Below are 20,144 nucleotides of genomic sequence, written 5' to 3'. Positions count from 1 at the left end.
ATTTAAACCGGGGTAAACTGTGAAGAACTGGACTGTTCGGCTGCGCATTATTGCAAGTTTTGCGGTTGTCATTGCCATTTTGCTGTTACTTGCAGTCTATACATATACCCGACTGACGAGTGTCGACGAGGAAGCAAGGTCCGTACAGGGCGACGCGGTACCGGGCCTGTATCAGATATCCAAGATACGCAGCGTTTGGGTCGACCATATGCTGATGACGCAGCAGGGCTTGCTGGTTGCATTGGTGCAACAGAAAAGTACTGAGTTGATTGAGCAAAATGACTACGCAAAAAACTTTGAGACCAGCGAAAAGCAGCTCGACAAAGAAATTGCGCTTTACAAAACCACCGTGTTCGACAGCGATGACCGCGAGCTTCTTGCCGGTTTTGAACAAGACCGGGTCGACTACCTGAAGCTTCATGCCGAGTATAAGGCGTTTTTGAGTCAAGGTCAGTTGGACCAAGCCTCTGAATTGGTCCGTGGGGCGCTTGCCAGCAAATGGCTGCAGGGGCGCGACCAACTCAACCAGTTGGTTGACCTTAACCGCAGTAACGCAGCATTGGCAGTGGATGGAATTTCTGCTTCAGTACATGCGTTGGAAGTGAGTACCGGTATTGCCGTATTGTTGGCTGTGCTGATTGCAGCCATTTGTGGTTTCTTGCTGCTGCGCGCCATTACTACGCCGATCAAAGCGATAGTGCGCACATTGCGGGTGATGGGCGAGGGCGACTTGTCTGTACGCCTTAATTTGCAGCGCAATGATGAATTCAATGCGATTGAAGTCGGCTTCAACGATATGAGTGAGGCATTGAAGGCGCTGGTTACTCAAGCTCAGCGCTCATCTGTGCAGATGACGACGGCCGTGACTGAAATTGCTGCGACCTCCAAGCAGCAACAAGCCACCGTCACTGAAACCGCGGCAACCACCACCGAAATCGGCGCGACGTCGCGCGAAATTACCGCTACGGCGCGCGACTTGGTGCGGACCATGGATGAAGTCTCCGGCACGGCTGAGCATACTTCAGTTCTGGCAGGGTCCGGTCAGCTGGGTTTGACGCGCATGGAAGACACCATGCATCAGGTAATGGGTGCGGCTGATCTGGTTAATGCCAAGCTGGCGATTCTCAATGAAAAGGCCGGCAATATTAATCACGTAGTGACCACCATCGTTAAGTTTGCAGATCAAACTAACTTGTTATCCCTGAACGCGGCGATCGAGGCTGAAAAAGCGGGTGAATATGGCCGTGGGTTTGCGGTGGTAGCGACTGAAGTGCGTCGCCTTGCCGACCAGACCGCCGTGGCGACTTACGACATCGAACAAATGGTTCGTGAAATACAATCCGCTGTTTCTGCCGGGGTCATGGGCATGGACAAGTTCTCGGAAGAGGTGCGTCGCGGTATTGCCGAAGTTGGCCAAATGGGTGAGCAGCTGTCGCAGATCATTCATCAGGTTCAGGCGTTGGCGCCCCGGGTGCAGATGGTCAATGAGGGCATGCAAGCCCAGGCCACCGGTGCCGAGCAGATCAACCAGGCCTTGGTTCAATTGGGCGAGGCCAGTGGCCAGACCGTCGAATCGCTGCGCCAAACGGGTTCAGCTATTGATGAGTTAAATAAGGTGGCCAGCAGCCTGCGTTCCGGCGTTAGTCGCTTTAAGGTTTAAGGCGCAATGAGCCTGCGCAGTCATCATCAGCAAAGTCTCCGCCAGCGCGGCGAGCTGCATTTGCTCTTTTCGCTGGGCAAGGATCGCTATGCGCTCGATGTGCACGCCATTAGTGCCGTGCTGCCGTTGCAGCGGCTCAAGTCAATTCCTGATGCGCCGAGCTGGGTATCGGGTTTGTTTGTGTTTCGCGGTGAGCCGGTGCCGGTGATTGATCTGAGCCAATTGGCCTTCGCCACGCCTGCGCAGGCAAGGGCCAGCACCCGTTTGGTGGTGGTTAAGTATTTAACCGCCAATGCAGCAACGGTGCAGTTGGGCTTGATCCTTGAACAAGCCACTGACACCCAGCGTCTGCTCGATGAAGCATTTAGCCCAAATCCACTGCAAAACCCAGCGACGCCTTACCTGGGCATGGTTCAACAAACCGCGCAGGGCATGGTCCAGCGGATCAGTGTTGAACAATTATTAACGGATGAGGTGCGGGCGCTGTTGGTGCACGGTGCAGTGGATGATGCGGCTCATGGATAATCGCTTTGAGCAGCTACTCAAGCGCAAAATTGGCTTGGATGTCGAGTCCGTTGGTCAAGTGGTCTTGGAGCGTGCTGTGCGTCAACGCATCAAGGCAACTGCCAGCGCCGATGAGCATGCCTACTGGCAGCACCTGCATCTATCAGCAGCAGAGCAGCATGCACTGGTTGAAGCTGTGGTGGTGCCTGAGACCTGGTTTTTTCGCTATCCAGAATCATTTACCGTGCTTGCCAAATTGGCGCAGGCCCGGCTCAAAGAGTTGGAACATTCCCGGCCTTTGCGAATTATCAGTTTGCCCTGTTCAACGGGTGAAGAACCTTATTCGATTGTTATGGCCTTGCTCGATGCGGGCTTTGCACTGCAGTCATTTGAGGTTGAAGCGCTGGATGTCAGCGAACGCGTGCTGGAAATCGCCAGTGAGGGGTTGTACGGGCGAAATTCATTTCGCGGCGACAACCTGAGCTTTCGTGACCGCCACTTCAGCGCTGAGGGTGATCGTTATCGGCTGGATCAAGCTGTGCGTGAAAAAGTGATTTTGAAGTGCGCCAATTTGCTCGACGCTAATTTGCATAGCCCCCGACAGCCTTTTGATTTTGTGTTTTGTCGCAATTTGCTCATCTATTTTGACCGGCCCACTCAGTTACAAGCCTTGCAGGCATTGAAACGCTTGTTGGCGCAAGGCGGTGCGATGTTTACCGGGCCTGCTGAAACCGGCTTGTTCAGCCAGAACGGCTTGCAGGCGCTGGGTGTGCCATTGAGCTTTGTGTTTAAAACGGCCGCTGCCGGCACGAAGCCAGGCAGCGGTCTCGGGTTTGAGATGCAACCTCTGGCTGCACGAATCAGAACCCCGATGGCACCGCTTGCCAAGATTAAACCGGCGCACGCTCAGCCTGCTGTGATCAGGCCGCGACTGTCTTCGTTAAGCGCGTTGGTAGAAAAAAATGCACCCGCAGCGATCAATGAGGTCGGGGCGCAGTTGGGTGAGATTGAGTCGCTGGCGAACAGTGGGCGTACCCTGGAAGCGCTCCAGGCCTGTGAAGCCCTATTGAAAACCCAAGGGCCGAGCGCCGGACTGTTTTATTGGTTTGGATTGCTCAGTGATGCTGCTGGCGACAGTGACGCCGCGCAAACCTATTACCGCAAAGTGCTGTATCTCGAACCTGAACATATTGAGGCGTTATCCCATTTGGCCATGTTACTGGAAGCGCGGGGTGATAAGGCTGGCGCGCTAAGGCTGCGGCAACGTGCCAGTCGTGGAGTAAATAACAGTGACCGATAGTTCGCCTACGATCATCACCGATGACAGCCTGCCGGTGCTCGACGACTGTTGGAAGCGGATCGGCGTCTACGGCGATAAAACCTGCCCTCGCCTGGTTGAGCACATACACTGCCGTAACTGCGAGGTCTATGCGCAGGCGGCTATCAGTTTGCTTGATCGTTACGGCTCGCAGCAGCTGGATCGGGACGACAGTGTGCAGGACGTCGAGGAAGATCTTGGCGAGTGTCGTTCCACCCTGATTTTTCGCCTTGGCGAGCAGTGGCTAGGTCTCGCCACAACAGGCTTGGTTTCGGTGGTCGGGCAGTCCGCTATTCATTCGTTACCCCATCAGCGCTCACCCAGCTTGCTGGGTGTAACCAATGTCAATGGGGCGCTGGTTGCCTGTATTTCTCTGCAGAGCCTGCTCGGCCTGGAATCTTCTGCACCTGTCAGTTCTGAGCGCAGGGTTGTGCCACGCATGTTGATTCTCGGCAGTGGCAATGGTGTCTTTGTGGCGCCGGTTGATGAGGTGGAAGGTATTCATGCCATCGCGCTGCGCGACATTAGAGAGCCTGCGCGTGGTGCGGGTCAGGCTGCTGGTCAATACGCCAACGGTGTGGTGCGCTGGCGTCAGCACAGCATCACCTTGCTGGATGAGCAATTGCTGGCGCAGGCGATGATCAGGAGTTTGTCATGACCCCCGATCAAATGCGTGATGCCTCACTGCTTGAGCTGTTTCGTATGGAGGCTGAAGCCCAAACCCAGGTACTGGATGCCGGGCTGTTGGTGCTGGAGCGTGATCCGACACATGCCGGGCAACTTGAAGCCTGCATGCGCGCTGCACATTCGCTAAAGGGTGCCGCTCGAATTGTCGGTCTCGATGAGGGCGTTAATGTTGCACACGTCATGGAGGATTTGCTGGTCGCCGCCCAAGAGGGCTCGTTGCGCTTGCAGTCGGATCATGTCGATGCACTATTGCAAGGTTCCGATGCGCTCCTGCGCATCGGTCAGGTTGGCTTGAGTGCCGAGCAGCAAGCCCAACTCAGCGAGCACGTGGTCGCTGTCGTCACGCGGTTGCAGACCGTATTTGGCGCCACTGTTTCGTCACAGGCTAAAGTGCCGACCGTGCCGCCGCCTAAACCTCCAGCGCCAAGCGTTGAAGCCCCATTGCCGGTCACGGAACGATCCCCAACTCATGAGCCTGCTCAGGACATGAATGCCGAGCCGGCTAATGAAGGGCGCGGGCGGGTGTTGCGCGTGTCAGCTCAGCGTCTTGATCATCTGCTGGATATGTCGGGCAAGTCACTGGTTGAATTTCAGCGTATCAAACCCTTGAGTGAGTCATTGGCCCGACTCAAGCGTATGCAGGCTACTACCAGGCGCGCATTGGATGGCCTGCGTGAGGCAACGCTTGAGTCATCCATGGATGTGCAAGCCCAGGCACTTCTGGGTGAAAGCAGGGGGTTGCTGGCTGAGTGTCAACAGATGCTGATGCAACACATGGAAGCCTTCGATGAGTTTGCCTGGCAGGGTGAGAAGCGAACTCAAGCGCTGTACGACGCGGCTCTGACCTCACGCATGCGTCCCTTTGCCGATGTGTTGTCAGGGCAGGTGCGAATGGTGCGCGACCTTGCCCGCTCGCTGGGTAAGCAAGTCCGCCTTGAGGTTGAGGGCGACAGCACCCAAGTCGACCGTTATGTACTGGAGCGCCTTGAGTCACCGCTGACCCACTTACTGCGCAACGCTGTTGATCATGGGATTGAAAACCCTGAGCAACGTATTAATGGGGGTAAGGCCGCCGAAGGCAGCATCAGGCTGAGTGCGCGCCATCATGCCGGAATGCTGGTCCTCGAGTTACGCGACAACGGTGGCGGTGTTGACTTAGAACGACTGAAGCGGAGTGTTCGCGAGCGTAAGCTGTCGACCCCGGAAACCATCGCTCAATTGAGTGAAGAAGAACTTCTGGCATTTTTGTTTTTGCCCGGTTTTAGCATGCGCGAGCAAGTCACCGAGGTCTCAGGTCGAGGCGTCGGGCTCGATGCCGTCATGCATGAGATTCGTCAGTTGCGCGGCAGCGTGCGCATGCAGCAACAGGCCGGGCAGGGCAGCGTATTCATTATCGAAGTGCCGCTGACCTTATCGGTTGTTCGCAGTCTGGTGGTTGAAATTGGCGCCGAGGCTTACGCAATCCCCCTGGCCCACATCGAACGCATGGTGCGCCTTGAGCAAGAGCAAATTGTTCAGCTTGAGGGGCGTCAGCACTTCTGGCATGAAAACCGGCACGTCGGCTTGATCGCCGCCAGCCAGCTACTGCAAAAAGCGGTGGGCAACGACCAGCAAGACGGCATACCTGTGGTGCTAATCAACGACCGTGACATGCTCTATGGGCTGACGGTTGAGCGGTTTGTCGGCGAGCGGACCTTGGTGGTCATGCCGCTCGATTCGCGCCTCGGCAAGGTGCGCGATGTGTCAGCTGGGGCATTACTGGATGACGGAACGCCGGTATTGATTCTCGATGTGGAAGACATCTGCAGCTCAATCGGCAAGCTCCTCGGCAGTGGCAATCTGCAGCGTGTAGACAGTCGTGAAAAGCAAGCGCGCGGGCGAGCGCGCAAGCGGGTGCTGGTGGTCGATGACTCGCTGACCGTACGCGAACTTGAACGTAAGTTATTACTCAGCCGCGGCTATGATGTTGCAGTGGCCGTGGATGGCATGGATGGTTGGAACATGCTGCGGGCTGAGTCCTTTGACCTGCTGATCACCGATATCGATATGCCGCGTATGGACGGTATTGAACTGGTCAGCCTGGTCCGCCGCGACAGTCGCTTGCAATCACTGCCGGTAATGGTGGTGTCATACAAAGACCGTGAAGAAGATCGTCAGCGTGGCCTGGACGCGGGCGCCGATTACTATTTGGCTAAAGCCAGTTTCCATGATGAAGCTTTGCTTGATGCGGTGCAGGTATTGATTGGGGATGCGCAGGAATGAGGATAGGGATTGTCAACGATTTGCCGCTAGCGGTTGAAGCGTTGCGCCGTGTTATTAGTCACGAGCCAGCCCATCAGGTCATCTGGACCGCCAGTGACGGCCTTGAGGCGTTGAAGTTATGCGGCGAACAACGCCCAGATGTGGTGTTGATGGATATGTTGATGCCGCGCATGAGTGGTGTGGAGGCCACCCAACGGATTATGGCCGAGTACCCTTGCGCGATCTTGATCGTCACCTCTGACATCGAGCGCAACATGAATCTGGTTTTTGAGGCCATGGGACATGGCGCTCTGGATGTGGTCAACACACCATCACTGGGCGAGTCGAAGTCTGTCGATGCCGCTGCACTGCTGCGCAAGTTGCATAATATCGGCTGGATGATTGGCCAGCATGGCGTCAAAACAGTCGCCGCGCCCCCACAAACGGAAACCACGCGCAAGCGTGAGCGAATCGTTGCAATTGGCGCATCGGCCGGCGGCCCTGCATCCTTGGTCAGTCTGCTCAATCAGTTGCCAGAAGATTTCAGTGCGGCGGTGGTGTTGGTGCAGCATGTGGACGAGGTATTTGCCTTGGGCATGGCGCAGTGGCTGGCCAGCGAGACAAAATTGCCAGTGCGCCTGGCCCAGCAGGATGACCGACCGCAACCGGGTGAAATACTGCTGGCAGGAACCAACAACCACTTATGTATGCAGGCCAATGGGCTTCTGAGTTATTGCAAGGAACCTGCTGAGCAAATATACCGGCCGTCAATCGATGTGTTTTTTGACAGCTTGGTACGCCATTGGCAAGGCGATGCGGTGGGCGTCTTGCTGACGGGAATGGGACGCGACGGTGCACAAGGATTAAAACATATGCGCGAGCGTGGCTTTTTGACTATTGCCCAGGACCAAGCCTCTTGCGCGGTATACGGCATGCCGAAGGCTGCTGCGGCAATAGAGGCGGCGGTGGAGATTTTGCCGCTCAACCGAATCGCGCCTAAATTGGTTAAATATTATGCGTAACAGTTTGACAGTTGGCTGAGTCGAGTCGTTAAAGGCACAATGCTGTGAGTAGTCTGGAGACTGTATGCACGATTCCACGCAAATAGATGCGCAAGGCTTTGCCGCTGCGGCAAGTGCTGTCATGGTTTTGTTGGTTGATGATCAAGCCATGATTGGCGAGGCGGTACGCCGTGCGCTGGCAGAGGCGGAGGGTATCGACTTTCATTTTTGCTCGGACCCGTTCAAGGCGGTTGATATTGCTCGGCAAATCAAACCCACGGTTATCTTGCAGGACTTGGTCATGCCGGGAGTCGACGGCTTGAGCTTGTTGGGGGATTACCGCGGCGATCCAGCTTTGCAAGATATTCCAATAATCGTGCTCTCGACCAAAGAAGACCCGCAGGTCAAAAGCGCCGCATTCGCCAATGGTGCCAATGACTACCTGGTGAAGCTGCCCGATAGCATCGAGCTGATCGCCCGTATTCGTTACCACTCACGTTCCTATATTGCCCTGCAACAGCGGGACGAAGCGTTTCGCGCCTTACGAGAAAGTCAGCAGCAACTGCTGGAAGCTAATCTGGTGCTGCAACGCATGATGAAATCCGACGGCTTGACCGGTTTGGCCAATCGTCGACATTTCGATGAGTACCTTGAAATTGAATGGAATCGGGCACTGCGCGAACAGAGTCAGCTGTCGCTGGTCATGATCGATGTCGACTATTTCAAGGTGTATAACGACCAGTTCGGCCACGTTGCCGGGGATGATGTGTTGCGCCGCGTGGGTACTGCACTGGCTGAGTCTTGTACTCGCTCATCGGATTTGGCCGCCCGTTACGGCGGAGAAGAGTTCGCCATGGTCTTGCCGGGCACCTCGCCGGGTGGTGCGCGCCTGCAAGCTGAGAAGGTCCGCCGCGCCGTCGAGGCATTGGATATTCCCCATTGTCGGCCCGAGGCAGGATCGCCCGTAACCGTCAGCATTGGTGTGGCAACTATAGTGCCGGCAGCTGGCGGTAATTTATTGGCCTTGGTGGAAAAAGCCGACAACGGGTTATACCTGGCTAAAAACAACGGTCGCAATCAGGTTGGTGTCGAGCAATAAGGCCCGAAAAACTCTGGGCTGTCGATGGCGCGCTACAGCAGGTATAATCGTCGGCTTTTCCAACGTTTTACCTGTGAGTGCCCGCCAGCTATGGAAATCAACCCGATCGTTAACAGCATCAAGGACCTCTCCGAGCGCACCCTGACTATTCGGGGGTATCTTTGACTACGATCAAAAACATGATCGTCTAGTTGAAGTTAACCGTGAGCTTGAAGACCCGAATGTCTGGAACGACCCTGAGTACGCCCAGAATTTGGGGCGCGAACGCGCATCCCTTGCCTTAATCGTCGAGACCTTGGACGATCTTCATAGCGGCTTGGCCGACAGCAGTGACCTGCTGGAAATGGCCGCTGAAGAAGACGACCAGAACGCAGTTGATGACGTAGCCGCCGAAATCGAGCGCCTGCGCGGAATCCTTGAGAAACTTGAATTTCGCCGCATGTTCAGCGGTGAAATGGACCCCAACAACGCTTACTTGGATATCCAGGCCGGCTCCGGTGGCACTGAGGCTCAGGATTGGGCCAACATGCTGCTGCGTATGTACCTGCGTTGGGCTGATAAGCGCGGCTTCGATGCCACGATTATGGAGCTGTCCGCCGGTGAAGTCGCCGGTATCAAAGGCGCGACTGTGCATATCAAGGGCGAATACGCCTTTGGCTGGCTGCGTACTGAAATCGGTGTTCATCGCCTGGTGCGCAAGAGCCCGTTCGACTCAGGCAATCGCCGTCATACGTCGTTCACTGCGGTGTTTGTGTCCCCTGAGATCGATGACAACATCGAAATCGAGATCAACCCAGCCGACTTGCGCATTGATACCTACCGCTCTTCGGGGGCGGGTGGTCAGCACGTAAACACCACCGACTCGGCGGTACGTATTACTCACGTACCGACCAATACGGTGGTGAGCTGTCAGAACGAACGCTCCCAGCACGCCAACAAAGACACCGCCATGAAAATGCTGCGGGCCAGGCTGTACGAGCAGGAAGTGCAAAAACGCAACGCCGCCTCGCAAGAGCTTGAAGATTCCAAGTCCGACATCGGCTGGGGTCATCAGATCCGCTCTTATGTACTCGATCAGTCGCGAATCAAGGATTTGCGTACCAACGTCGAGAACAGCAACTGCGATGCGGTGCTTGATGGTGACCTTGATGGCTTTATTGAGGCCAGTCTCAAGCAAGGGCTGTAAAACAGCGGCGCCTCGCGTGGCTGTGCAACACAACGCAATGTAGGTTGAGCTCAGCTAAGCTGGGCGCAACGAGCGGCGCTGCATTTGCGTAGGATCCCGGCTAAACAGGCCGGATGTTGAGCATCGCTGCGCTCAGCAACACCCTACGAATACAGGAACATACGGAAGACCATGAGCGACGAACAACTCGACCAGCACGATCTGCAACAGGAAGAAAACAAGCTAATTGCCCTGCGCAAAGAAAAGCTTGCCGCCGTGCGTGAGCAGGGCAATGCCTTCCCCAATGATTTCCGTCGCGACAGCTACTGCGCGGACTTGCAGAAACAGTACGTCGATAAGACCAAGGAAGAACTGGCTGAAGCCGCGATTCCAGTCAAAGTTGCCGGTCGCATTATGCTCAACCGTGGCTCGTTCATGGTGCTGCAAGACATGACCGGGCGCATTCAGGTCTACGTCAACCGTAAAACCCTGCCTGAAGAAACCCTCGCCGCAGTTAAAACCTGGGACCTGGGCGATATTATCGCTGCTGAAGGCACCCTGGCGCGTTCGGGCAAAGGCGATCTCTATGTCGAGATGAGCAACGTGCGTTTGCTGACCAAGTCGCTGCGACCGCTGCCGGACAAGCACCACGGCCTGACAGACACTGAGCAGCGTTATCGTCAACGCTATGTTGATCTGATTGTTAATGAAGAAGTGCGTCAGGACTTCCGCGTGCGTTCCCAGGTGATCAGCCACATTCGTAAGTTCCTTGCTGAACGAGACTTCCTCGAAGTTGAAACGCCGATGTTGCAGACTATTCCCGGTGGTGCTGCGGCCAAGCCGTTTGAAACCCACCACAATGCACTGGACATGCCGATGTTCCTGCGTATTGCGCCTGAGCTGTATCTCAAGCGCCTAGTGGTTGGCGGCTTTGAGCGGGTATTCGAGATCAACCGCAACTTCCGTAACGAAGGCGTCTCGACCCGTCACAACCCCGAATTCACCATGCTTGAGTTCTACCAGGCGTACGCCGACTACGAAGACAACATGGACCTCACCGAAGAGCTGTTCCGTGAGTTGGCCCAGTTGGTGTTGGGCACCACTGATGTGCCGTACCAAGGCAAGGTCTTCCACTTTGGCCAGCCATTTATTCGTTTGTCGGTATTTGACTCCATTCTCAAGTACACCGATGTGACTGCCGAGCAACTGCGCAACATTGACACCGCTCGTGATATTGCCAAGAAAGCGGGCGCCAAGGTGCTGGGCTTTGAAGGCTTGGGCAAGTTGCAGGTGATGATTTTCGAGGAGCTGGTTGAGCCAAAACTGGAGCAGCCGCACTTCATCACCCAATACCCGTTTGAAGTGTCACCCCTGGCCCGTCGCAATGATCAGGACCCAACCGTCACCGATCGTTTTGAGCTGTTTATCGGCGGTCGCGAGATTGCCAACGCTTATTCCGAGCTTAATGATGCGGAAGATCAAGCCGAGCGATTTATGGCTCAGGTTGCCGATAAAGACGCAGGCGACGATGAAGCCATGCATTACGATGCAGACTTTGTTCGTGCGCTGGAATATGGCATGCCGCCGACTGCAGGTGAAGGCATCGGGATTGACCGTTTGGTTATGCTGTTGACTGATGCCCCTTCAATTCGCGACGTGATTCTGTTTCCCCATATGCGCCCGCAAGCCTAAGCTGCTCAGCCGAAGCCGCCTTCGGGCGGTTTTTTGTTTCTGGGTGAAGTGTCGCAAGGTGCCATCACTTCGTCGTAACAATGAATCTCAATGGTCTGCGATACTGTGCAGTATGACGTTGTGCCGCGCGCAGCGGTAATTCGCTCAGTTTGATGGACGTCGCAGCAAGCAGTGGTCAAGCTGTTTGCCGCGCAAATCTGAAGGGTTAAGGAGTTTCAAGGAAGATTGTTTATCGGTGTGTTAGAGGGTGTTCTGCTTGTGAAACAACTAAGTACTCAAGACGGTGCTAGCCTTGCGGCCACTGATGTAACCGACACTATTCAGTATCAAGGGCGCAAAGCCAGTCGTGCTGGCAGTGAAAGGCGTCGCCAAGCCATTCTCGAAGCTGCATTGCGTCTTATTGTGCGCGATGGTGTGCGTGCCGTGCGCCACCGAGCGGTGGCGGCTGAAGCGCAGGTGCCGCTTTCCGCGACCACCTATTATTTCAAAGACATTAATGACCTGATAAGCGACAGCTTCACGCTGTTTGTCGAGCACTGCGCGGCTAATCAGAGCCAGCTTTGGGGCAACAACGCCGAAATGCTGCAAGCGCGTGTCAGTAGTTTCGATGGGTCTCCAGCCAAGATGCGCGCCTTTGCCGATGAGGTCGCACAAATCGCGGTGGCTTTCGTTAGGACTCAACTGGTTGATCGTCGCGATCACTTGTTGGCTGAGCAAGCATTTCGCCATGAAGCATTGCTTAATCCACGTCTGCATGATCTGGTACGTGCGCAACAGCAAATCCTTTTGCATGGTGCGACACGTTTCTTCACGCTGATCGGCTCAAAACATCCCCTTGAAGACGCAACACTCTTGACGACTGTGGTCGAGCGCATGGAGTATCAGGGTCTGATCGAAGGTGTTGATGCGCTGGACATTGAAGCAATGTTAGCCATTCTTAAACGCTACATGTATTTGGTTTTGGGCGTCTAACGCGGCCCGTAACCAATAGATTGATGTCGGCCGTACAGTCACATTGTCTAGGCAACAACCGGCAGCGGTCGGTGCAGTACAACAACCTAATTTCACAAGGAGAGCTGAATGAAAGCTTGGCGCGCGCTGGTCGCCTTGTCCTTCCTGTTGTTGAGTGGCTGCCTGGTTACCTTTAAAGATCCGATCCCAGCTAACGAAGCTGCACCGATTCCCCTTCTGGGAGAATGGTCGCGCAAGAATGAATGGGGCGAGTTGCAGTACCTTGATATCACCCGCTCAGGTTCAAATACCTACAAAGCGAGGAGTTTTGAAGGCAGCCCGGATAATATTGAGCAAGCCGAAGAGTACGGTTTCACCGTCGCCCATCACGGCAGTCGCTGGTATTTATCGACGGGCTTACCCAAGCGTTTGGGGGCCAATTTTGTAATCGTTGGTTTTGAGCTGACGCACAATAATGAATTGGTGCTTTACAGTCTTGACGTTGAGCGCATGCTGCAAGAGCTTGAAGACGGCATGTGGCAGGGCAAAATGGTTGAAATGCCGGTGGGCGAGGGCGTATTGATTACCTCACCCATGGAAAAAGTGTTTGATTATTTAAATGACCCGGCCAACTCGGACGTATTTATCGAGGTTGCGCGTTATCAGCGTGAAGCTGAGTAAATCTGGGCTTATGGCCACGAGGGCGTGATGAACAGTCATGTAGGTTTGGATGATTACCAATTAATCGTCCGTGCGTTATCAGACAGGATCGTCGAGGCGCAAACGCCCATCCGCGTTTTGGATGCGGTGAAATGGGATGAGAGCGTGCGCAATGAGTTCCTCAAGCACAAAGGAACCATGCTGCCCAAAGTCGACCGGGCTTATTACGATAGTCGCCCATTGGCCTTTGACGCGACGGCTAAAAAACTCGAATTCCAGAACATCGAGCGTGATATCACCCGCCAACTTGGTCAGTTCAACCCGGTTGGGCAGATCATGCGCCGCATGTGTCGCGAGTACCGCATGGTCATTCGCATGCTTGAGGCGCGGGGCACCGAAGATTTCGGCTTGATCTCGCAAGACTTGTACGGCGCTGCCTCGGATGCATTTCATGCTGGTGATCCAACCCTGGCGGATCTGGGCGTTATGTTCTCCGGCTTCCTCAATAACATCGACAGCCGTGGCGACTTGAAGGATGAGGTCAAGGACCTCAACGCCAAGACCGCCGTAGATATGTTGCAGCATCGGCTGAACAAGGTATTCGGTGAGCATGAGGACACCATTCGCGTGTTCGAGTCTGACGGCATCCTGGCCGATGCCGCCGCAGGTGCTGATTACATCAAGATCCGTACCGACGCGATGTTCAACGAGCGTGATGTCAAAGCCCTTGAAGTCCATGAGGGGCTGGTTCACGTCGCCACCACCTTGAATGGCCAGAACCAGCCGATTTGCACCTTCCTAGCCAAGGGACCACCATCTTCCACCGTCACCCAAGAAGGGCTGGCCATTCTGATGGAAGTGATCAGTTTTGCTTCCTATCCAACCCGCCTACGCAAGCTGACCAACCGTACGCGCGCCATTCACATGGCCGAAGAGGGCGCCGATTTCCTGCAAGTGTTCGAGTTTTACCGTGAGCAGGGCTTCAGCATGGCGGACAGCTACAGCAACGCCAATCGTGCCTTTCGCGGTTCGACACCAACGGGGTTGCCTTTCACCAAGGACCTGTCCTATTTGAAAGGCTTTATCATGATCTACAACTACATCCAGCTCGCAGTGCGTAAAGGCAAGTTGGAGCAGATCCCCCTGCTGTTTTGTGGCAAAACCACCTTGGAAGACATGCGCACGCTGCGCCAGTTGGTCGACGAAGGCCTGGTGGTGCCGCCAAAGTACCTGCCACCGCAGTTCAGTGATTTGAACTCGTTGTCGGCGTGGATGTGTTTCTCTAACTTCCTCAATAACCTGAGTCTGGATCGCATAGAGGCCGACTACGCCAACATTTTGTAGTATTTCTGGACGGGCTACTGCGCTTGGCGATACTGCGTTGCAGCCCTTCTGAAAACTGCTCATTTGCTGGAGTAAACGCCGCTTTGGTATGTTTGACGGACGGGCTACTGCGCTTGGCGATACTGCGTTGCAGCCCTTCTGAAAACTGCTCATTTACTGGAGTAAACTCCGCTTTTTCAGAATGACTGCGCCTTGTCTGGCCTGCGCTCGCTACGCCCTCGATTTGTGGTGTTATTGCTAATGGAACAAGAGCATGTGTAATTGTTTACGTGCATATGGACCTTGTGATTATCGTTTAGCCTTGTTCTTCGTTCTCCCGCCTAAGGATTTTTCATGAACAGCCACGAACTTGAGTACGAAATTCTCGGCAACTCGGCGCAGAGTGTTGAGGTGATTCTAGACCCAGGCGAAACAGTGATTGCCGAGGCGGGGGCGCTCAATTACATGACCGAAGATGTACGCTTTGAAACGCGGATGGGCGATGGCTCATCCTCGGGCGTGCTGGGTAAGTTGTGGAGTGTGGGCAAGCGCATGGTTACCGGTGAGTCGATGTTTATGACTCATTTCTCCAACGGTGGAAAGAAGCAGGCAAGGGTGGCTTTCGCTGCACCGTATCCGGGCAGTGTGGTGCCGGTATCGCTGCCACAGGTGGGTGGCTCGTTGGTCTGCCAGCGTGATGCATTTTTGTGTGCGGCGCATGGAACCTCCATTGGCATTAGTTTTAATAAGCGTCTGGGCGCCGGTTTTTTTGGTGGAGAGGGCTTTATTCTGCAAAAGCTTGAAGGCGATGGTCTGGTGTTCCTGCATGCCGGTGGCACGGTGATTCGCAAAGAACTGAACAATGAAACCCTGCGCCTCGACACAGGCTGTTTGGTCGGTTTCAGTTCGGGCATCGATTACGACATCAAGTTGGCTGGTGGCCTGAAAAGCATGCTCTTTGGCGGCGAAGGTATATTTCTCGCCACCCTCAAGGGCACTGGCACTGTTTGGATTCAAAGCTTGCCGTTCTCACGGCTGGCAGAGCGCATCTACGAAGCCACCTTCAAGGCCCGTGAGGAAGTCCGTGGGGGCGGCGATTAATGCGTTGTCTACTGGTGCTGGCAATTGCCTTGCTGCAAGGCTGCAGTTCGTTGTTGTTTTATCCCGAGAAAGGCTTGCGATTCACGCCGACGCGCGCCGGGCTTGAATTTGGTGATAAATACCTGACCGCCGCCGATGGCACCCAGTTGAATGCATGGTGGTTACCCGCGCAGGCGGGGACCGAGGTCAAAGGTACAATCCTTTATTTGCACGGTAACGGCGGGAACATGGCCATGCATTTGGGGGCGCCGTGGTGGCTACCAGAGCAGGGGTATCAGGTGCTGATGCTTGATTACCGTGGCTATGGGCTTTCGCAAGGCGAGCCGAGCTTGCCGGCCCTGTACCAAGACATTGATGCGGCGTTCACTGAGCTTGATGATAACCCTGACGTGCGCGGAAAACCGCTGTTTGTGCTGGCCCAAAGCTTGGGGGGCGCACTGGCGGTGCATTACTTGGCTGAGCACCCGCAACAAGCCGACAAGCTCGATGCACTGATTATCGATGGCACGCCGGCCAGCTACCGTGATGTCGCTCAATACGTGCTCAGCACGTCATGGTTAACCTGGTTGTTTCAAGTGCCATTAAGCGAGTTTGTGCCGGACAGTGATAGCGCAATTGCTGCAATTCCCAAGCTCAAAGGCTTACCATTACTGATGTATCACAGCATTGATGACGCTGTGGTGCCGGTCGCCAACGCCATAAGCTTGTATCAGGCCGCTCCGGCGCCAAGGGTGTTGCAACTTACCCGTGGCCCGCATGTGCAGACCTTTAATGATCCAACATGGCGGCAAGTGTTGTTGATGTTTATGAGCGATCCGCAGGGTTTTACTGGCCTGCGCCGCTTAGCTGAAGTTCCTAACTCTGAGAGTCCGCAATGACTGAACGTGATCCTGCAATTCCAATGATTCTGACTGCTGTTGCCACTGTCTGCGCCACCGTGGCGATCCTGACTTATTACGGTTATATCCAATTTTCAAAGCCGCAGGATGCCTTGCTCTTGTCTGAGTTCACGATGCTTAAGACGGTACCGGGCGAAGACTATAAAATCTCCCTGCAACCGGCCTCAGAAGTGGCCCAGTGCGTCGACGGTGTAGTGGTGATGTTTGATACCGAGCAAAAAGGCTTAAGTGGCGTTTTGGTCAACAAGCACAAGCAGGCTGTGCACTGCATCGGTGAGAAAACGCCGCAGAAGATCGAGCAATGAGCCAGCGGCTCAAGCTCGCGCAACAGGTATAGAACGACAGCAACTGGCACGCCGGTGTTGCACCAGCGTGCGACTAAATCGATGGGGCTAAGCGCGACGAGGCTCAGTGATCGGTGCTTTGCCGTTGCTGGGTCAGGTCATGCAGGTATTTACGCGACAGCGCTAAAAAGCGCGGTGTTGGGCCGATGTCTTCAAACAAGGGGTCGCCGAGCTCATCGGTGGCTACCACATGGCTGCCTTTGACATAGGGCAGGCTGGCTTCCAGCTCTTCAAGTGCAGCGCCAATCAACTCACCCAGAAGTTCTTCGGGGCTGCGCTTGGGGTACATCTCAGCGAGTGCGGCAACACGTGCGGCGGCTTCGACATCCAAGTGAATATTGTAAGGGCTGCGGGTCAGGCGGCCTTTAGCGTTCTCTTCCCAATGGCCTACAAGTTCGCGAATTCTCATTGTTACCTCATCCTTTGCCCGCTCGTGGCAGGCTTCAGTGCGATCTTGGCTCGGCGTGATTTTCTGAAACACGCCTACTACACAAGACTAGACCCCAATTTGGCCTAATGAGTTCGATGTCGTGCGCTTGTAAGATATTGCCGCAATGGGGCACTCTTGGGTCATGCATCACTCTGTTTTACCCAATGGGGAGCACGGATATGGCTGAAATTGACGCGCGTTTGCGTGAAAACGTCCACCAACTCGGTGAGTTGCTTGGGCAAACCATTTGTTCGCAGTACGGCGATGATTTTCTCGAGAAAATCGAACGGATTCGCAAAGGTGCAAAAGCGGCGCGACGTGGTTCCAAGGAGGGTGCGCAGCAGCTTAGCGAGACCCTTAACGGCCTCAATGACGATGAGCTGTTGCCAGTGGCGCGAGCCTTTAACCAGTTTCTCAATTTGGCCAATATAGCCGAGCAATATCACCGTATTCGTCGGCGCACCCTTGCTGAACCAGAGCCTTTTGAATCGCGGGTGTTGGGCGAATTATTGCAGCGCTTGCTCGGCAGTGGTCACAGCGGCGAGGAACTGGCCCGGCAGCTCAGCCGTCTGGATATTGAATTGGTGCTCACCGCTCACCCCACCGAAGTGGCGCGGCGTACCTTGATTCAAAAGTATGATGCCATTGCTGCTGAATTGGCGTTTCAGGACCACAGTGACTTGACCGACAATGAGCGTAAGCAGGTCACTGATCGCCTGCGCCGGTTGGTTGCCGAAGCTTGGCATACCGAAGAAATTCGCCGTACCCGGCCAACCCCGGTTGATGAAGCCAAATGGGGCTTCGCTGTTATTGAACACTCGCTGTGGCAGGCTGTACCGAATTTTATGCGTCAGGCGGACATTGCCCTGCACGCCGCAACAGGTTTGCACTTGCCGTTAACGGCGGCGCCGGTGCGCTTCGCTTCCTGGATGGGCGGCGACCGTGATGGCAACCCCAATGTCACAGCGCCGGTAACCCGCGAAGTGCTATTGCTCTCGCGTTGGATGGCGGCGGATTTGTACTTGCGTGATATTGATCAGCTCGCTGCCGAGTTATCCATGCAAGCGGCCAGCCCGGAGTTATGTGCCGCAGTGGGTAAAACCGCGGAACCTTATCGGGCACTCCTCAAGCAGTTGCGCGAACGCCTGCGTGCGACTCGTAGCTGGGCGCAAGACGCGCTGCACTGTGATGCGCAAGCCAGTGACGCGGTGTTGGGGGATAATGCTGAGCTGCTAGAGCCACTGCAGCTGTGTTATCGCTCATTGCATGAATGCGGTATGGGCGTGATTGCTGATGGCCCCTTGCTTGATTGCCTGCGTCGTTCGGCTACATTCGGCCTGTTTCTCGTGCGCCTGGATGTGCGTCAAGACGCTTCCCGCCACGCGGCTGCGCTTAACGAAATCACCGATTATCTCGGTGTAGGCAGTTATGCCGAGTGGGATGAAGATCAGCGTCTGCAGTTTCTGCTGACCGAGCTGGAAAATCGTCGCCCATTGTTGCCCGAGCATTTCAAGCCCAGTGCCGACACTGCAGAAGTGCTGGCTACCTGCCGCGAAGTAGCGCGTGCGCCAGCGGCATCCCTGGGCTCTTACGTGATCTCCATGGCTGGCGCCTGTTCGGATGTGTTGGCGGTGCAGCTGCTGCTTAAAGAGTCTGGGTTGCAACGTCCTATGCGCGTGGTTCCCCTGTTTGAGACCTTGGCTGATCTGGACAATGCGGGGCCAGTGATTGGCCGGCTGCTGGGTATTAAAGGTTACCGGGCCCGGTTACATGGCCCGCAAGAAGTCATGATCGGTTATTCCGATTCGTCAAAAGATGCAGGTACTACTGCCGCCGCATGGGCGCAATATCGCGCTCAGGAAGCCTTGGTTGAAATCTGCAAGGCCCATGACGTCGAGTTGTTGTTGTTCCATGGCCGTGGCGGCACGGTCGGTCGTGGCGGTGGTCCAGCCCACGCAGCCATTCTGTCGCAACCGCCGGGCTCGGTTGCCGGGCGTTTCCGCACCACTGAACAGGGCGAGATGATCCGCTTCAAGTTCGGCCTGCCGGACATCGCCGAGCAGAACCTGAATCTGTATCTGGCGGCAGTGCTTGAGGCCACACTATTACCGCCGCCAGCCCCGCAGCCTTCATGGCGCGAGATGATGGATAAACTTGCCGCCGATGGGGTGGCCGGTTATCGCGCAGTGGTACGTGAGACGCCAGAGTTTGTTGAGTATTTCCGCCAAGCAACGCCGGAACAGGAGCTGGGTCGCTTGCCCTTGGGCAGTCGTCCTGCCAAGCGCCGGGCGGGTGGGGTCGAGAGTCTAAGGGCCATTCCGTGGATTTTTGCCTGGACTCAAACACGCCTGATGCTTCCCGCGTGGCTCGGTTGGGACAGTGCTCTGAATAACGCGCTGCAACGTGATGAAGGCGATTTACTGGAGCAGATGCGCGAGCAGTGGCCATTCTTTCGCACCCGTATCGATATGCTTGAAATGGTGCTCAGCAAGGCCGATGAGGCAATTGCCGGGCTTTACGATGAGCGGTTGGTCGACCCGGCGCTTCAGCCCTTAGGGGCACATTTACGCGACCTATTGTCGCAGGCTTGTACGTGCGTGCTAGGTCTGACTCAGCAGTCGCAACTGCTCGGTCACAGCCCTGAGACCTTAGAGTCAATTGCTGTGCGAAATACCTATCTAGACCCGCTTCACTTGTTGCAGGCCGAGTTATTGGCGCGCTCCAGGTTGCGTGAGAATCAGGCAGACAGCCCTCTGGAACAGGCTTTATTGGTGAGTGTGGCGGGTATTGCGGCCGGTTTGCGCAATACCGGTTAACGCGGGCACTTTTTACGAGCTGCCATATCCCTGCGAACAGCGCTGCAGCCCTGTTTCCACTGGGTTGTAGCGCTGGACTGCAGAGTGGCTGTGGCCGGCGCCCGGGTGCGTATCCGACTTTCGGTGGCTTGTGTAGGGGTGGACTGCTGTGTATCTTGATCGGCCTTTGGCAGTTTGTTGCGCGACTGTGCCGCTGCCCTGAATATTCTGAGATTGGCCCCAAGAGGCGAGTCCACTGATTTAATACTTATAA

17 protein-coding genes are annotated in these 20,144 nt (G+C 55.3%); 16 read left to right on the top strand and 1 reads right to left on the bottom strand.

Translation table 11 applies throughout. The features are described from left to right. Positions 1-19 precede the first annotated feature (19 nt). The 15 genes from AACY09_RS09185 to AACY09_RS09115 all read left to right on the top strand — a co-directional run bounded on the left by AACY09_RS09185 (position 20) and on the right by AACY09_RS09115 (position 16,606). Entirely contained in the window at positions 20-1,660 is a 1,641-nt protein-coding gene (locus tag AACY09_RS09185; protein WP_339487417.1) for a methyl-accepting chemotaxis protein, read from the top strand. Between the two features lie 6 nt (positions 1,661-1,666). After that, positions 1,667-2,185 carry a chemotaxis protein CheW gene (locus AACY09_RS09180; protein WP_339487415.1) on the top strand — a complete coding sequence of 173 codons (519 nt, stop codon included), beginning with the start codon at positions 1,667-1,669 and terminating at the stop codon, positions 2,183-2,185. Next, positions 2,178-3,464: a CheR family methyltransferase gene (locus tag AACY09_RS09175; protein WP_339487413.1), complete on the top strand. Its 1,287-nt coding sequence runs from the start codon at positions 2,178-2,180 to the stop codon at positions 3,462-3,464. The genes AACY09_RS09180 and AACY09_RS09175 overlap by 8 nt, the downstream gene beginning before the upstream one ends. Further along, positions 3,454-4,140 carry a chemotaxis protein CheW gene (locus AACY09_RS09170; RefSeq protein WP_339487412.1) on the top strand — a complete coding sequence of 229 codons (687 nt, stop codon included), beginning with the start codon at positions 3,454-3,456 and terminating at the stop codon, positions 4,138-4,140. Before AACY09_RS09175 ends, AACY09_RS09170 begins: the two co-directional genes overlap by 11 nt. Then, complete coding sequence (locus AACY09_RS09165) at positions 4,137-6,431, top strand: hybrid sensor histidine kinase/response regulator (protein WP_339487411.1); 2,295 nt, start codon at positions 4,137-4,139, stop codon at positions 6,429-6,431. Before AACY09_RS09170 ends, AACY09_RS09165 begins: the two co-directional genes overlap by 4 nt. Then, complete coding sequence (locus AACY09_RS09160) at positions 6,428-7,432, top strand: chemotaxis response regulator protein-glutamate methylesterase (RefSeq protein WP_339487410.1); 1,005 nt, start codon at positions 6,428-6,430, stop codon at positions 7,430-7,432. Before AACY09_RS09165 ends, AACY09_RS09160 begins: the two co-directional genes overlap by 4 nt. 64 nt (positions 7,433-7,496) lie before the next feature. Continuing rightward, positions 7,497-8,510, top strand: a complete 1,014-nt coding sequence (locus tag AACY09_RS09155; RefSeq protein ID WP_339487409.1) for a PleD family two-component system response regulator — start codon at positions 7,497-7,499, stop codon at positions 8,508-8,510. A gap of 90 nt (positions 8,511-8,600) precedes the next feature. Further along, positions 8,601-9,696 (top strand): peptide chain release factor 2 gene (prfB, locus tag AACY09_RS09150; protein WP_339487408.1). Its coding sequence is split into 2 segments (ribosomal slippage): positions 8,601-8,672 and positions 8,674-9,696, totalling 1,095 coding nucleotides; the frame shifts between segments, so codons are not numbered across the junction. A 171-nt stretch (positions 9,697-9,867) separates the two neighbouring features. Then, positions 9,868-11,367: a lysine--tRNA ligase gene (gene lysS / locus AACY09_RS09145; RefSeq protein ID WP_339487407.1), complete on the top strand. Its 1,500-nt coding sequence runs from the start codon at positions 9,868-9,870 to the stop codon at positions 11,365-11,367. 258 nt (positions 11,368-11,625) lie between these two features. Beyond that, entirely contained in the window at positions 11,626-12,339 is a 714-nt protein-coding gene (locus tag AACY09_RS09140; protein ID WP_339487406.1) for a TetR/AcrR family transcriptional regulator, read from the top strand. 108 nt (positions 12,340-12,447) lie between these two features. After that, entirely contained in the window at positions 12,448-12,999 is a 552-nt protein-coding gene (locus tag AACY09_RS09135) for a hypothetical protein (RefSeq protein WP_339487405.1), read from the top strand. A gap of 27 nt (positions 13,000-13,026) precedes the next feature. Then, complete coding sequence (locus tag AACY09_RS09130; RefSeq protein WP_339487404.1) at positions 13,027-14,322, top strand: flavohemoglobin expression-modulating QEGLA motif protein; 1,296 nt, start codon at positions 13,027-13,029, stop codon at positions 14,320-14,322. A gap of 333 nt (positions 14,323-14,655) precedes the next feature. Then, a complete protein-coding gene (locus AACY09_RS09125) occupies positions 14,656-15,402 on the top strand; it encodes a TIGR00266 family protein (RefSeq protein ID WP_339487403.1) in 747 nt (248 codons plus the stop codon). Next, positions 15,402-16,280 carry an alpha/beta hydrolase gene (locus tag AACY09_RS09120; RefSeq protein WP_339487402.1) on the top strand — a complete coding sequence of 293 codons (879 nt, stop codon included), beginning with the start codon at positions 15,402-15,404 and terminating at the stop codon, positions 16,278-16,280. The genes AACY09_RS09125 and AACY09_RS09120 overlap by 1 nt, the downstream gene beginning before the upstream one ends. After that, positions 16,277-16,606: a hypothetical protein gene (locus tag AACY09_RS09115; protein ID WP_339487401.1), complete on the top strand. Its 330-nt coding sequence runs from the start codon at positions 16,277-16,279 to the stop codon at positions 16,604-16,606. Before AACY09_RS09120 ends, AACY09_RS09115 begins: the two co-directional genes overlap by 4 nt. 103 nt (positions 16,607-16,709) lie before the next feature. Here AACY09_RS09115 and AACY09_RS09110 read toward each other — a convergent pair whose 3' ends face one another. After that, positions 16,710-17,054: a pilin assembly protein gene (locus AACY09_RS09110; RefSeq protein WP_339487400.1), complete on the bottom strand. Its 345-nt coding sequence runs from the start codon at positions 17,052-17,054 to the stop codon at positions 16,710-16,712. Between the two features lie 200 nt (positions 17,055-17,254). Here AACY09_RS09110 and ppc point away from each other — a divergent pair, with 200 nt between their 5' ends. After that, complete coding sequence (ppc, locus tag AACY09_RS09105; protein WP_339487399.1) at positions 17,255-19,891, top strand: phosphoenolpyruvate carboxylase; 2,637 nt, start codon at positions 17,255-17,257, stop codon at positions 19,889-19,891. The last annotated feature ends 253 nt before the right edge of the window (positions 19,892-20,144 follow it).

It is taken from the genome of Pseudomonas sp. EL_65y_Pfl2_R95 (assembly GCF_963971045.1).
Lineage (GTDB): Bacteria > Pseudomonadota > Gammaproteobacteria > Pseudomonadales > Pseudomonadaceae > Aquipseudomonas.
The sequence above is the reverse complement of the archived record's forward strand: the minus strand, read 5'-3'. Positions and strand labels throughout refer to the sequence as shown.